The organism is Devosia alba (assembly GCF_039938915.1).
GTDB classification, from domain to species: Bacteria; Pseudomonadota; Alphaproteobacteria; order Rhizobiales; family Devosiaceae; genus Devosia; species Devosia alba.
Genome location: NZ_JBDUUI010000001.1, coordinates 463,234 through 477,520, shown reverse-complemented (window position 1 = coordinate 477,520; position 14,287 = coordinate 463,234). Strand labels below are relative to the sequence as shown.

The following is a 14,287-nucleotide window of genomic DNA, read 5'->3' as shown; positions in this document are numbered from 1 at the left end:
GCTATCCGCAACTCTCCCGATCCGAATGGCCGAGCTGGCCGAGCAACTGCATCAAGGTGTCAGGGTAACCGAACCCCCCCGACTTGGTGATTATCGTGAAGCCGGCCGCTTGGGCAATAGGCAGGCCGGGCAGGGCCTCGCCCAGAAGGTCCAGAACGGCGATGCCCAGCGTGCGCAGCACGACCTGCGCCGTGGCGCCACCCGAAATGACGAGCACCGCGCCCGAGGGCGGCTTCAGCCGAACCAGCGCCTCGCCCAGGCGCTGCGCGACCGTCGCGGGATCGGCGCCTTCGCCGCGCGTTGCCTGTAGCACCGTGATGCTGGCGGTGTTGGTAACCGCCGCCATCCTGCCATCGGGTGCCGCGATATAGGCAAGATCGGGCGCGGCGGCGCGAAGGCGCTGGATTTGTGCCTGGGTAATCGGGTCGGTCGAGCCGATGATGCAGAAAGCCGGGGCTGCGAGTGGATAGGCACGCTGCGCTGGCGCATCGGGCGCCATGCGCTGTGCCATCGCTTCCGCCAGGCCGCGGGCGCCAACCAGCAGATCATAGGCGCCGCCGGACAAGGCGAGGTCGATATCGGTCTGGGTGTCGGCGTCGGGAATGGTTGCCGCGCCGGCATGCCGCCCGAGTTTGTCGGCGACCGCGATCGGCTCGGCCACACCGAAGCCGCCCACCTTGCCCCCGCGCACCCAGCGCCCGAATGCGGGAATGGCTGGCATGACCAGGGCGCTGCGAAAGGCAATGGCGTCCAGTTCTGCGGCGATGTGACCCTTGAGCCGGGAATCCACCTTCTTCAGCACCGGCACGCCGGGGGGCAGGCGGGCCATACAGGCCGCCACCGCGTCCCGCGCGGCATCGGGGGCGATCTCGCGGCTGTCGGTGGACACGCCGACGACATCGGCCCCGCTGGCCAAGGCGGCGCCGATCCCATCAAGCCCCAGCGCCACCACTGTCGTGATGCCCCGCGCCGCGAAAGGGGCACTGGCGTCGAGCGCGCCCGTCAGGTCATCGGCGACCACGACGAGGCGCGTCATGGATGCGCGCCAGCCAGTCGGCGCTGCGCCTGGATATCGGGATCGGGATCGAGATTGGCGGCCAGCAGGCGCCGCGTATAGTCGTGCTGCGGCGCCTCGAAAATCTGTCTGGTCGGCCCGCGTTCGACGATTTCGCCGGCCTTCATCACGATGACCGTATCGGCGAAGTCGCGCACCACGCCCAGATCGTGGGCGATGAACAGGAAGGAGATGCCCAGGCGCGCGCGCACCTCCTCGAGCAGGGCAATCACCTGCGCCTGGATCGACACGTCGAGTGCCGAAACCGCTTCATCACAGATGATCAGCTCGGGCTCCAGCGCCAGGGCGCGGGCAATGGCGATGCGTTGCCGCTGACCGCCGGAAAACTGGTGCGGATAGCGTTGCGCGTGATCGGGCTCAAGCCCCACCTGGAGCAGCAGTTCGGCGACCCGTTCGCGGCGCTGGGCGTGGTCAGGCATGATCGGATGGATATCCCAGCCCTCCGAGATCAGCTGATACACCGACATGCGGGGGTTGAGCGACTGCGTCGGGTCCTGGAACACCATCTGGATCTGCCGCCGCACGCCGAGCAGCTCGCGTGCATTCATGCCGATCAGGTCCTGGCCCTTCCACAGCGCCTCGCCGCTGTCGGGGTTTTCGAGCCGCAGGATGGCGCGCGCCAGCGTCGATTTTCCCGAGCCACTTTCGCCGACGACCGCCAGGGTCTGGCCACGATGCAGCACCAGCGACACATCCTTGAGCGCGGTGAACTCGCCGTAGGTCTTGCAGAGTTTTTTGGTCTCCAGCAGCACCGGGGCGGCCGTTTCGAGCAGCTTGATCTCGCCCTTGCCGGGCGCCGCGCCGATCAGCTGGCGGGTATAGGGATGCTGGGCATTGTGATAGACCTCGCGCGGCGTCCCCTGTTCGACGATTTCGCCCTTGCTCATCACCACAACGCGGTCGGCAATCTCGGCGACCACGCCCAGGTCATGGGTGATCAGCACCATGGCCATGCCGGTTTCGAGCTGCAACTCCTTGAGCAGAGCCAGCACTTCGGCCTGGATGGTGACGTCCAGTGCCGTGGTCGGCTCGTCCGCGATCAGGATGTCGGGCTTGAGCATCAGGGCCATGGCGATCATCAGGCGCTGGCGCTGGCCACCGGAAAACTGGTGCGGATATTTGTGCAGCGCCTGCTCGGGATCGGCAATGCCGACGCGTCCGATCAGTTCGAGCGCCCGCTGCAGCGCCTTGTCGGCCGGGCGGCCGTGCGCGGTCATCATCTCCACGATCTGCCAGCCCACGGTATAGACCGGATTGAGGTGGCTGAGCGGATCCTGGAAGATCATGGCGATCTTCTTGCCGTTGAGGGCCCGGTGGGTCTCATAGCTGATCTTGAGCAGGTCCTGGCCCTCGAACAGGATTTCCCCACCCACGATCTGCGCGGGGGGCATGTCGAGAATGTTCATCACGGCCGAGGCCGACACCGACTTGCCCGAGCCGCTTTCGCCCAGGATAGCCAGCGTTTCGCCGCGGTTGACGCTCCAGGACACGTTCTTGACGGCGTGGACGGTGCCGCGCGCGGTATGAAAATCCACCGACAGGTTGCGCACGTCGAGCAGGGCTTCAGACATCGGTCGTGCTCCGGGCTTCCAGCCGCCAGCGCTGGGCGGGGTCGAGGGCAATGCGCATCCAGTTGGACAGCAGGTTGAGCGCCAGCGTGGTGATGACGATGCAGACGCCGGGCCAGAGCGCGAGCCACCAGGCCGTGGTCAGATAGGGCCGGCCCTGGCTGACCATCAGGCCCCAGGTGATGTCTGGCGGCTGGATACCGATGCCGAGGAAAGACAATGAGGATTCGGCCAGCATGACGAAGGCGAAATCGAGCGTGGCAATGGTGACCAGCGTCGGCGCCACCACCGGCAGCACATGCCGCACGATGATGCGCCCGTGCGAGGCCCCCATGACCACCGCGGCCTGCACGAACATGCGCTCGCGCACTTCGAGCACCTCGGCCCGGGTGGTGCGCAGATAGATCGGGATGCGGGTGATGGCCAGCACCAGGATCATGTTGGGGATTGAGGGACCCAGCACATAGAGCACCACCACAGCGAGCAGCAGCGAGGGAAAGGACATGATCACGTCGGCCAGGCGCATGATGGCCTGCGAGATGTTCTTGCCCATATAGCCGGCCACCAGGCCGAGCGTTGCGCCCACGATCAGGGCCGTGGCCACGGCGCCGGCGGCCACCATCATGGTGCTGCGGGCTGCCACGATCAGCCGGGCCAGCATCGGCCGTCCCAGTGAATCGCCGCCCAGGAAGAAGGCCCAGCCGCGCGTCATGTCGAAGGGCGGGCTGTTGCGGCCACGCAGGTTCTGGTTGGTCGCCAGATCGCCCAGCAAGGCAGGACCGACCAGCGCGCACAGCACGACCAGCACCAGCACCAGGGCCGAGATGAAGGCCAGCTTGTCCCGCCACAGCATGGCCAGGAAGATGGTGAAGCCGCGCTGTGTCGCGGGGTTATTGGGTTTGGTGAGCGACAAGTCCGACATGCGCAGCGCTCCCTAGTGGCGGATCCGCGGATCGAGCAGGCCATAGGCGATGTCGATCAGCATATTCATGATGAAGATGGCCACGGCAGTGACCATGATGGCGGCCAGCACGACGTTGAAGTCGCGCTGCAGGATGGAGTCGATCATCAGCTTGCCGATGCCGGGGAAACCGAAAATGGTTTCGACGATGACCGCCCCGTTCAGCATGGCGGCTGCCTGATCGCCGATCACGGTGATGACCGGCAGCATGGCATTGCGCAAGGTATGGACGAAGATGATCGGCAGGTTCTTGACGCCCTTGGCGCGGGCCGTCTTCACATAGGCCGCCGACAGCGCCGAGAGCATGGACCCCCGCACCACCTGGACGATGAGGCCGAAGGGCCGGATGAACAGCACGGCGATCGGCAGCACCCAGTGCAGCGGCGTGCCGACGCCGGAGGTTGGCAGCCAACCCAGATTGATCGAGAACACCACGATCGCCACAATGGCGACCCAGAAATCGGGTGCGGAGGCGCCGATCAGCGAGATGATCGACACCATTCGGTCGAAGAACCCGCCGATCTTGAACGCTGCAAGCGAACCCAGCACAATGGCGGCGACCACGACCAGGCTCAGCGTGATCAGGGCCAGCGGCAGGGTCCAGGCATAGGCTTCCATGACCACGTCGATGGCCGGCCGGGCCTTGCGCAGCGACTGCCCGAAGTCGAACTGCAGCAGATCCCAGACATAGCGGCCAAACTGCTCGAGCAGCGGCGCGTCCAGGCCGTGCAGGGCACGGAAATTGGCCTTCATTGCCTCGGTGGCATCAATGGGGAGAAACAGTACTGCCGGATCGCCGGTCAGGCGCGACAGAAAAAACACCAGGACCATCAGGCCCAGTAGCGAGAGCAGACTGGCGATGGCCCGCTGTCCGATCAGTTTGATCATTGCTCTTCACCCGGTTGGTAAGAAACTGGTGCCGGGGAAACGCCCCGGCACCGTCGATTGTGGATTGTGGCGGCGACTATTTGAAATTGATTTCAGACAGTTGCAGCTGCTGATTGGTCGCAATGGTTGGCGTGAAGTCAAGGCGGGCGCCAACCCGGCTATGGCCAACCATGTGGAACAGCAGGGCATCGGCTACGATGTCGTTCTGCACATAGGCAAACAGCTCGGACCAGAGCGCAGCGCGCTCGTCACCCGTGGCGGCAGTTGCCTGTTCGATCAGCGTGTCGACCTTTGGATCGTTGACGCCCGACTGGGTGCCATTGCTGTGGTACTTGAAGTAGGCCGAGAACACCGGGTCGCCACGCGAATTGTCATGCTGGGCAACCACGACCTGGGCCGGACGACCATCCGGGTAGGGCTTGGAGTAATACTGCTCGTGCTCTGCCACTTCCACCATGCGCAGGCTGGCATTGAAGCCGACTTCGTTGAGCATCTGCACCAGAGCTTCGCCCACTTCGGTCACGTGCGGGAAATTCTCGGTGCGGGCGATCACTTCAACCGGCGCCTTGATGTTGACGCCATCAGCCTCGGCGGCGGCGAGCAGTTCACGGGCGTGGTCCGGGTCGTAGGCTGGCGGCACCAGATCAGCATTCCAGCCCAGCGTGGTGGGCGGAACAATGGCGGTGGCAAGCTCGGTACCGTCGGCGAGCACGGTGCCGATGAAGGCTTCGCGTTCGATGGCAGCGTTCAGGGCCTGACGGACACGCAGGTCACCCATTGGCTCGACCGTCTGGTCGATGCGCATGTAAACGGTTTCCGAGTTCGGGTAGCTGAAGTCGGTGTCCCGGTTGTCGGCGACATCTTCGGTGATCTGCGGCGCAATATCGGCTTCCCCAGCGGCCACCATGCCGGCCCGGACGGCGGGCTCGGAACGGAAGAGATAGGTTGCCTTGGCGACGGCAGGCTGGTCACCCCAATAGTCGTTGCGACGCTCCAGCACGATCTGCTGACCGGCCGTCCATTCGGACATGACATAGGGACCGGTGCCGATGGGGTCGCGCACGAATTCCATTGGTGTTTCGGATGGCACGATGGTGACCAGGCTCATCAGCAGCGGCAGGATCGGCTGCGCCGGCTCGGCCTTGACGTCGATGGTGGTGTCGTCGACTACGGTGAAGGTCAATTCGGTATCGGCGAAATAGCGCGCGCTTTCGCAGGTCAGCTGATCGCTGAAGACGCGGTCGAACGAGTGCTTGACGTCATTGGCATCGAGGGCAGAGCCGTCCGAGAAGGTTACGCCCGGATGCAGCTTAAACTGCCAGGTGCCGTCGCCCTTGTCTTCCCAGCTGTCAGCCAGGCGGGGCATCAGGCCCTTGTTGCCGCGCACGTCGAGCTCGGTCAGCGTTTCGCTGATGTTCTGCATGATGACGCGCCCGATATTGGAGCGGGTCGCCATGCAGGGCTCGACCAGGTCGAGCTCTTCGCTCAGCACGACGGTGATATCGGTGTTGTCCTGGGCCAGGGCAGGCCCCATGGATGTCGACGCCAGGAGTGCGCCGATCAGAATGTGTTTGATGGTCAAGTTCTTCCTCCCTTTGCAGCGCTTTCGGTTGGCGTGAACGACGCTGCAGGGGCGTCCACACAGTCTCTGTCAGGCGGGCCCTTCAATAGGCCCTGCCTTGCTCCGCACTATCATGTTACAACATCAAGTTGTCAAACACAAATCATGAACTTCTGTGTTTCTGCAAAGAGGCTCAAGTTAAAACATTGATCTTGCAGGATATTTTACAAAACCACTGGGACGAAATGACCGGTATCTGAAAATAATAACTTGACAACATAGGTGCCTCTGTAAAGTTTGAGGCAAGCAATAAGAAAGAGGAAGAGCCATGTCCCCGCAAGAGATTGAAGCGCGCATGACCGGGCAGGTGACAGCCACAGGCGCGGGGCGTTTCGAGGCCTATCTCCCGTCGCCCATGGTGCAGAATCACGCCGCCTTCATCGAATTGCTGGATGACGGCACGCTGGCTTGTCTGTGGTTTGGCGGTACGCTTGAGGGCAAGTCCGACATTTCCATCTATGCCTCAACGCTGGCGCCCGGTGCCGCGTGCTGGAGCCCTTCGGTACAGCTCAGCAACGACCCTGATCGCTCCGAGCAAAATCCGGTGCTGACGCGCAACCAGCACGGCCAATGGCTGCTGTTCCATACCGCCCAGCCGGCGGGCAACCAGGACGAGTGCCTGCTACGTGCGCGCGAAATCAGCATGGCGGGCGGCACGCTGACCGGCGCGGCGCCCCGCGTCATCGACCTGCCGCTCGGCACCTTCGTGCGCGGACGGTTCGTGCGCCGCACCGATGGCGCCTGGATGATGCCGGTCTTCCGCTGCATTCCCCGCCCGGGTCAGCGCTGGAACGGCAGCCATGATACGGCTGGCGTCGCCGTCAGTCACGACGATGGCGCGACGTGGACGATGACCGAGGTTCCCGGCTCCACCGGCTCGGTGCATATGACCATCGTGCCGCTTGATGGCGAGCATATGGTGGCCTTCTATCGTCGCCGACAGTCCGATTTCGTGCATCGCTCGGAAAGCCATGATGGCGGGCTCACCTGGTCGGCAACCGAACCGACCGACGTGCCCAACAACAATTCCTCGATCAATGTCATTCGCCTCGCCGATGGCCGGCTGGCCATGGTGTGCAATCCGTCCTCGGCCGCAACCTCTGATGACCGGCGCGTCTCGCTCTATGACGAGATTGAGGCGGGGGACGATCGCCCTGACGCCAGTGGTGGCTGCGCCCCCATCTGGGGCGTGCCCCGGGCGCCGCTTTCGCTGTGCATTTCCACTGATGGTGGTCGCACCTTCCCGCTGCGCCGTGTCATCGACGACAGTTCCGGCAAGTGCCTGTCGAACAATTCCGTTGATGGGCGCAACAAGGAACTGTCCTATCCCTACCTGCTGGAAGGTCCAGACGGCGCGCTGCATGTGGCCTACACCTATTTCCGGCGGGCCATCAAATATGTCCGTCTCCCCCAGGGATGGATCGACGGAGAACCAAGTTGAGCGACACTATTGGCATCACCATGGGCGACCCAGCTGGCGTCGGCCCCGAGATTGCGGTCCGCGCCCTGGCGGAAATGAGCCCGGCCGATCAGGCCCGCACGCGCATTTACGGCAACCGGGCCACGCTGGATCGCGCGATCGCCGCCACGGGCGCCGTCATTGAACTTGACGGGCTGGTTGAAGACCTGCCCATTGAGGGTGGCCCGCTGCCCTGGGGCAAGCTCGATCCCCGCGCCGGCGACGCGGCGTTCCGCTTCATCGAGAAGGCGGTGCGCGACGCCGAGGCCGGCAGGATTGGCTGCATCGTCACGGCGCCGATCAACAAGGAAGCGCTCAACCTGGCCGGGCATCACTATGATGGTCACACCGGCATGCTGACGGCGCTGACCGGCCAGAAGTCGGCCTTCATGCTGCTGGCCTCCGAGCGCCTCAAGGTCATTCACGTCTCGACCCATGTCTCGCTCAAGACCGCCATTGACCGGGCCACGCCCGAGCGGATCCTGGCGACCATTCGCGCGGGTAACGAGCACCTCAAGCGTATTGGTTATGCCAGGCCGCGCATTGCCGTTGCCGGCATCAATCCCCATTGCGGGGAAAATGGCCTGTTCGGCACCGAGGACGATGTGCAGGTGGTGCCGGCCGTGGCCATGGCCCAGGCCGAAGGCATCGACGTGCAGGGACCGATCTCGGCCGACACGCTCTACTACCGCGCCTATAATGGCGCCTTTGATCTGGTCATCGCCCAGTATCACGATCAGGGCCATATCCCGATCAAGCTCGTCGCCTTCGATACCGCCGTCAACGTGTCGCTGGGCCTGCCCATTGATCGCACCTCGGTCGATCATGGCACCGCCTTCGACATTGCCGGCACCGGCAAGGCCAACCACACCAACATGAACGAAGCCATCGCCTATGCCCGGCGTCTGGTTGCAGGAAAGAAGCCATGAACCCCGCCACCAGTCTGCCTATTCACGGCGTCTTCTGCGCCAGCGCCACGCCGGTCCTCGAAGACGGCACGCCCGACCACGCCGCCTTCGCCACCCATTGCCAGGCGCTGCTCGATGAAGGGTGCGACGGCATTGCCATGCTGGGCACGACGGGGGAAGCCAATTCCTTCAGCATCGCCCAGCGGCAGGCGCTGCTCGACAAGGTGATCGCCGCCGGCATTTCCGCGCAGCGGCTGCTTCCCGGCACCTCGCAAACCAATGTTGCCGACACGGTGACCCTGATGCGCCACGCGGTCGAAGCGGGCGTCAAGGCAACGGTGGTGTTGCCGCCCTTCTACTACAAGGGCGTCAGCGACGAGGGGCTGTTCCGCTTCTATGCCGAGGCGATCGAAGGTGTCGGCCGCGACGATCTGCGCGTCGTTCTCTACCACATTCCGCCCATTGCCCAGGTCGGCCTCTCGGTCGAACTGGTCGGCCGATTGCTCGAAGCTTTCCCCGGCATTGTCGTCGGCATCAAGGACAGCTCGGGCAAGCTGGAAAGCATGCAGCAATTCGCCAGCACGTTCAGGGATTTCTCGGTGCTTGCGGGCGCTGATCCGTTCATGCTGCCCCTGCTGCGCTCGGGCGGGGCAGGGTGCATCACCTCCAGCTCGAACCTCATCGCCAACCATTTGCGCGTGGTCTTTGATGGCTGGTTCGAGCCCGAGCAACACGAAAAAGTCGAGGCGGCGCAGGCCCGGATCAATGCCTGGCGCGATCTTTCCAATGCCTATGTGCAACTGCCCACTATCAAGGCCATGCTGGCCAAACGCCGCAATCATCCGGGCTGGACCCGCCTGCGCCCGCCCCTGGTGGAGCTCACGCCAGCAGAACTGGACATCGTCTGGGCCAAAATGAGCGTGCTTGAGGGTCAGGAACATGTCTGAGGCGATCCTCTCCATGGCGCGCCCGATCACGCTGCTGCAGCCCGCGCGGCTGGAGATCGGCGCGGGTGCGGTCTCGCGATTGGCTGAATGGGCCGCGCCCTACCGGCGTATCTTCGTCGTCGCCATGGCGCCGACCGAGGGTTTTGTGCCGCGCATCGGGCTGTCCGGCGTGGTCGAGACCTTCATCGACATTCCGCCCGAGCCGGATCTGCCAGCGGTGGAAGCGGTGCTGGCTGCGGCCCGCGCCTTCCGGCCCGATCTGGTGATCGGGCTGGGCGGTGGCTCGGTCATGGACGTGGCCAAGCTGGTTGCGGTCCTGTGGGACAGCACCCAGTCGGTGCCCGAGGTGGTCGGAGCCGGCAAGATCGCCGGTCGCCGCACCGCGCTCGCACAGGTGCCCACCACATCGGGCACCGGGTCGGAAGCGGGCATTCGCGCGCTGGTCACCGATCCGGAAACCCTGGCCAAGATGGCGGTCGAAAGCCCGTACATGCTGGCCGACATTGCCGTGCTCGATCCAGAATTGACCTATTCAGTCCCGCCTGCCGTCACCGCCGCGACGGGTGTCGATGCGCTGGCCCACTGCGTGGAAGCTTTCACCAATATCAAGGCGCATCCGCTGATCGATGGCTATGCCAGCCTTGGCATCGCGCTGGTCGGGCGATACCTGGCGCGGGCGGTAGCCGAGGCGCAGGATACCGAGGCGCGCGCCGGGATGATGCTGGCCTCCTACTATGGTGGCGTCTGTCTGGGCCCGGTCAATACCGCCGGCGGTCATGCGCTGGCCTATCCGCTGGGCACCCGGCTCAAGCTGCCGCATGGGCTCGCAAACGCCATCATCTTTCCCCACATGCTGGCGTTCAATGCGCCAGCAGCCCGGGAAAAGACGGCACAAATCTGCGATCTCCTGCAGTTTTCCGCCCGCGACCAAGCCGGCGATATCCTCGCCGAGAGCCTTGTCTTCTGCCAGAAGCTGGGCATCGAGACCCGGCTATCCGCTCATGGCGCGGCAAGCGCCGACCTGCCGGACTGGGCAACGGAAGCGCACGCCATTCGTAGGCTGATGGACAACAATCCCAGGCCCATATTGGTCGAAGACGCCCTGAGCATCTATCAGGCCGCCATGGCCTGAGGGTTTTCGCTGCACGCTGCGCGCACGGCACTCCGGTCTGCCCGGATCGTCGTGGCGCCACCGTGGGAAGCGATTCTGACCCTCAGACGCTTCCCACCTCTTGGCTGATGCCCCTATCGCAGGTCCTCACATGCCATAGCTGGCCCAGGCTGGCAGGCGTCCCATCTGCATGTCGACCTTGTGCACGCCAGGCACATTTTCGATGGCGACGCGGATCGCATTGGCTTCCATGTCGCTTTCGACCAGGCCGTGCACGACGACGTTCCCCGATTCAACCTCGAAGTTGACCAGGTTGGATGCGCCCATGGGCACTTCCTTGAGCGCCGTGTCGATCCTGACGCGCAGGGCGCGGTCATCTGCGGAGGACACGGGCAGCCCGCTATGGTCGGCCCTGGACAGGGCGTGCAGCAGGTTCGACCGGCTGACAATGCCGACCACCTGACTACCCCGCAGCACGGGCACGCGCTTGATCCGGTGCTTCTCCAGCAGTTTGGCAATCTGGCCGACCGGCGCATCTTCCTGCACCGAGATAACCTTCCTGGTCATCACATCGGCAACCCTCTGACTGCGCAGCTTGACGAAATCCTGGGCGTTCTCGTCCACGCCAGCGAAAATCTCGAGCCACCATGACCGGCGCGTGTCGTCAGGTTCGCGGACGCGCCGCATCAGATCGCCCTCGCTGATCAGACCCGCCAATTTCCCCTTGGCGTCGATCACCGGCAGGGCGCTGACGTGATGGTCGAGCATCAGCTGTACGGCTTGCTCAACAGTGCCGTCGTTCGGGATCGAAATCACCGTTGCCGTCATGATGTCCTTGGCTAGCATTGTACTCTCCTCTGGTTGACTGGATCGGACCTTAGCACGCCAATCTGGCGTGGTTATCGGCGATTATTGCCGCCACAATTGGGCCTGCCTGACGTGTCCCAACCGCGCCGATGACCCGACCCCAGGCGCCACGCGCCAGAGGCAGGCTACGGCCTAGTCTTCCAGCTCCAGCGAATTCTGCGTCACGCTGTAGCGACTGAGGGTCTCCAGGAAGGTCATGCCGAGCAGGCTGGTTTCGAGGGCCTCGGCCTCGGTGACGAAGGCCACAATGCCCTGCCGGGTAATGCCGCCCACCTCCAGCCGGTCGAGCCGCACCCGCGCGGCGCGCCCGGTGCCATTGGCAGTGGCGACGGCGGTGCTGAAGCGCAGCGCGCGCGTGTCGATGCCGGCCGCTTCGGCGTCGGCCAGGGTCAGCACCACCGCGCTGGCGCCGGTATCAAAGATCATTGGCGTGGTGTGGCCATTGACGGTGGCTTCGATCTCGAAATGCCCGCCAATGCCGCGCCGGAATGTCGCGGTGCCCTGTTCGGCATCGACCATCGCCACCCCGGGCCGCAACTCACCCGCCAGCCTTCCGGCCAGCCCGATCATCTCGTCGCGATAGGCGTAGCTCAGCGCCGCCACGGCAAAAATGCCGACCCACAATACCACGCTGGTCAGCATCTCCCTGGCCGGCCGCCGCCGCGTGAACAGGCCACCGGCAAACACGATCAGCAGCACCAGCAGGGGGATCAGCTGGGCCGTCTGCATCTGGCTCAATCCCGCCAGATCGCCGGCATCGGCGCTGATCAACAGCGCCAGCCCGATCGAGATCAGCAGCGCAATTCCGATGAAAATCATGCTGGCGCACTTTCGCGTTCGGGCGGGGTCATCCTCTTGATAAAGGCAATTGGCACGGCATTTTCAAGGCCCCGCGGCTCAGGCGAAGGGGAGCAGGGCGGCCAGCACGGCAATCTCGACCAACGCCCCCAGCGCCCCGATCAGGTCGCCGGTCTGTCCACCCACCAGCCGTCGGCAAAGGGCACTCCAGCCGGCCATCACCGCCAGCGCCGCCGCGATGGCCAGGCCCAGTGCCAGCAGATTGGTCGCCGGCCCCCCCAGCACAAACAGCAGCAGCACGGCAAACACGGCCCCCACGGCAAAGCTGCGGCCGCTGACGGCCCCGGCCGTTGCGGCAAGGCCGCCCGGCCGCGCGGCTGGCAGCGCCACCACCAGCCAGAGTGCGCCCGAGCGCCCGGCAATGCTGGCGGCCAGCCAGATGGCGGCAGCGGCCAGCGGACTGCTGGCGGCCACCGCCCCCAGGCCGGTGACCCGCAGCATGATGAACAGGCACAAGGCTGCCACCCCATAGGTGCCGTGCCGGCTGTCCTTCATGATTTCCAGCCGCCGTGCCGGGCTCTGTCCGCCGAACAGCCCGTCGGCGGCGTCCGCCAGCGCGTCCTCGGCCATCGCCCCGCTGACCAGCACCAACGCCCCCACCGCCAGCGCTGCGGCAAAATAGCCCGGTAGCCCGACCAGCCCGCCGCCGAGCAGCAACAGGGCCGGCCCGGCGCCAATCGCCAGACTGGCCAGGGGCAGGGCCATGGCAATGCGGTTCAGTTCCGGCTTCTGGTGAGGGAAGCTGCCGGTCGGCAGCCGCGAAAAGAACCGGACCGCCATGATGAAATCGTCAGTCAGCCCGATCCCGCCGGGCCTGATACCGGGGCGGCTGGGGTCGATCGCTTCAGGGGCAATGGCGTCATTGGGCTGCTCGTCGGTCAATTGCATTTGGCCCCGTTATCGGCAACAAGATGGTCCCTTTCCTATCATAGCAATTCGGACTCGCCATGCCCCCGCTGAATCCTGCCTTCGCCGACGTTCTGGAGCTTTTGACCATTGTTCCTGATGGTGATGAGGCCGCGGTGGCCGCGGTCCGTGCGCATGATTCGCAACTGACCAAGCCGGCTGGCTCGCTCGGTGCGCTCGAGGATCTGGTGGCGTTTCTGGCGCGCTGGCAGGGGCGCGCCGAGCCGCGTCTCGACAATCCCATGGTCACGATCTTTGCTGCCAATCACGGCGTTACCGATCAGGGCGTCTCGACCTTTCCACGCGAAGTCACCGCCCAGATGGTGGCCAATTTCACCAATGGCGGCGCCGCCATTTCACAGATCTGCGCGCTGCATGAAATCAATCTGCGCGTGTTCGAACTGGCGCTCGAAGTGCCCACCGGGGATATCACCCTTGAGGCGGCACTCGACGACAAGGGCTGCGCCGCCGTTATCGCCTATGGCATGGAAGCCGTTGCCGGCAAACCTGACCTGATCTGCATCGGGGAAATGGGCATCGGCAATACCACGGTCGCCGCCGCCATCTATGCCGCCCTCTATGGTGGCACCGGGGCCGACTGGGTCGGTCGCGGCACCGGGGTCGATGATGCCGGCCTCAAGCGCAAGGCCGACGCGGTTGATCGTGCGCTCGCCCGCCACGCCGGCGAACTCGATCATCCACTGGCTATCCTGGCCCGCGTCGGCGGCCGCGAAATTGCCGCCATGCTGGGGGCGCTGCTGGCGGCGCGCCATCAGAAGGTGCCGGTCATTATCGATGGTTTCGTGGCGAGCTCGGCTGCGGCCATTGCCCATGCGGTCAATCCGGCGGCAATCGATCACTGCATCTTTGCCCATGTCTCGGCCGAATCCGGCCATGCCCGCGCCCTCGAGGCGATGGGCCAGAAGGGTCTGCTCGATCTGGGCATGCGTCTGGGTGAGGGCAGTGGCGCCGCCCTGGCAGCCGTGCTCGCCAAGACGGCGCTGCACCTGCACAACAATATGGCGACCTTTGAAAGTGCTGCGGTCAGCGGCAAGTCCGACTGACTTGACGCTGCCGGGGGCTGGGCACCACGTCCGGCTTCTGGCTGAACATGCAGT

13 protein-coding genes are annotated in these 14,287 nt (G+C 64.7%); 5 read left to right on the top strand and 8 right to left on the bottom strand.

Features of this window, described 5'->3' with window-relative positions:
- Position 1: 1 nt before the first annotated feature.
- From ABFY71_RS02245 to ABFY71_RS02225, 5 genes are all read right to left on the bottom strand, one after another.
- Positions 2–1,036 carry a four-carbon acid sugar kinase family protein gene (locus ABFY71_RS02245; RefSeq protein ID WP_347944474.1) on the bottom strand — a complete coding sequence of 345 codons (1,035 nt, stop codon included), beginning with the start codon at positions 1,034–1,036 and terminating at the stop codon, positions 2–4.
- Positions 1,033–2,646: an ABC transporter ATP-binding protein gene (locus ABFY71_RS02240; RefSeq protein ID WP_347944473.1), complete on the bottom strand. Its 1,614-nt coding sequence runs from the start codon at positions 2,644–2,646 to the stop codon at positions 1,033–1,035. Before ABFY71_RS02240 ends, ABFY71_RS02245 begins: the two co-directional genes overlap by 4 nt.
- Complete coding sequence (locus tag ABFY71_RS02235) at positions 2,639–3,565, bottom strand: ABC transporter permease (protein WP_305578709.1); 927 nt, start codon at positions 3,563–3,565, stop codon at positions 2,639–2,641. Before ABFY71_RS02235 ends, ABFY71_RS02240 begins: the two co-directional genes overlap by 8 nt.
- A gap of 12 nt (positions 3,566–3,577) precedes the next feature.
- Positions 3,578–4,492 (bottom strand): ABC transporter permease, encoded by a 915-nt coding sequence (locus tag ABFY71_RS02230; protein ID WP_347944472.1) that lies wholly within the window; start codon positions 4,490–4,492, stop codon positions 3,578–3,580.
- Positions 4,493–4,568: 76 nt separating this feature from the next.
- Positions 4,569–6,026, bottom strand: coding sequence for an ABC transporter substrate-binding protein (locus tag ABFY71_RS02225; protein ID WP_347944526.1), 1,458 nt, complete (start codon positions 6,024–6,026; stop codon positions 4,569–4,571).
- A gap of 355 nt (positions 6,027–6,381) precedes the next feature.
- On the opposite strand from ABFY71_RS02225, the gene ABFY71_RS02220 reads away from it, so the two are divergent.
- Genes ABFY71_RS02220 through ABFY71_RS02205 form a run of 4 tightly spaced genes read left to right on the top strand, consistent with a single transcriptional unit; the run spans position 6,382 to position 10,559 of the window.
- Positions 6,382–7,554 (top strand): sialidase family protein, encoded by a 1,173-nt coding sequence (locus ABFY71_RS02220; RefSeq protein ID WP_347944471.1) that lies wholly within the window; start codon positions 6,382–6,384, stop codon positions 7,552–7,554.
- Positions 7,551–8,501, top strand: coding sequence for a 4-hydroxythreonine-4-phosphate dehydrogenase PdxA (gene pdxA, locus ABFY71_RS02215; RefSeq protein ID WP_347944470.1), 951 nt, complete (start codon positions 7,551–7,553; stop codon positions 8,499–8,501). Before ABFY71_RS02220 ends, pdxA begins: the two co-directional genes overlap by 4 nt.
- Positions 8,498–9,427, top strand: coding sequence for a dihydrodipicolinate synthase family protein (locus ABFY71_RS02210; RefSeq protein WP_347944468.1), 930 nt, complete (start codon positions 8,498–8,500; stop codon positions 9,425–9,427). Before pdxA ends, ABFY71_RS02210 begins: the two co-directional genes overlap by 4 nt.
- Positions 9,420–10,559 (top strand): iron-containing alcohol dehydrogenase, encoded by a 1,140-nt coding sequence (locus tag ABFY71_RS02205; protein ID WP_347944467.1) that lies wholly within the window; start codon positions 9,420–9,422, stop codon positions 10,557–10,559. Before ABFY71_RS02210 ends, ABFY71_RS02205 begins: the two co-directional genes overlap by 8 nt.
- A gap of 126 nt (positions 10,560–10,685) precedes the next feature.
- Here ABFY71_RS02205 and ABFY71_RS02200 read toward each other — a convergent pair whose 3' ends face one another.
- The 3 genes from ABFY71_RS02200 to ABFY71_RS02190 all read right to left on the bottom strand — a co-directional run bounded on the left by ABFY71_RS02200 (position 10,686) and on the right by ABFY71_RS02190 (position 13,151).
- Positions 10,686–11,384, bottom strand: a complete 699-nt coding sequence (locus tag ABFY71_RS02200; protein ID WP_347944466.1) for a CBS domain-containing protein — start codon at positions 11,382–11,384, stop codon at positions 10,686–10,688.
- A 153-nt stretch (positions 11,385–11,537) separates the two neighbouring features.
- Positions 11,538–12,224 carry a retropepsin-like aspartic protease family protein gene (locus tag ABFY71_RS02195; RefSeq protein ID WP_305578723.1) on the bottom strand — a complete coding sequence of 229 codons (687 nt, stop codon included), beginning with the start codon at positions 12,222–12,224 and terminating at the stop codon, positions 11,538–11,540.
- A 78-nt stretch (positions 12,225–12,302) separates the two neighbouring features.
- Positions 12,303–13,151 carry an adenosylcobinamide-GDP ribazoletransferase gene (locus ABFY71_RS02190; RefSeq protein WP_347944465.1) on the bottom strand — a complete coding sequence of 283 codons (849 nt, stop codon included), beginning with the start codon at positions 13,149–13,151 and terminating at the stop codon, positions 12,303–12,305.
- A 59-nt stretch (positions 13,152–13,210) separates the two neighbouring features.
- Here ABFY71_RS02190 and cobT point away from each other — a divergent pair, with 59 nt between their 5' ends.
- Positions 13,211–14,233, top strand: coding sequence for a nicotinate-nucleotide--dimethylbenzimidazole phosphoribosyltransferase (gene cobT / locus ABFY71_RS02185; RefSeq protein ID WP_347944464.1), 1,023 nt, complete (start codon positions 13,211–13,213; stop codon positions 14,231–14,233).
- The last annotated feature ends 54 nt before the right edge of the window (positions 14,234–14,287 follow it).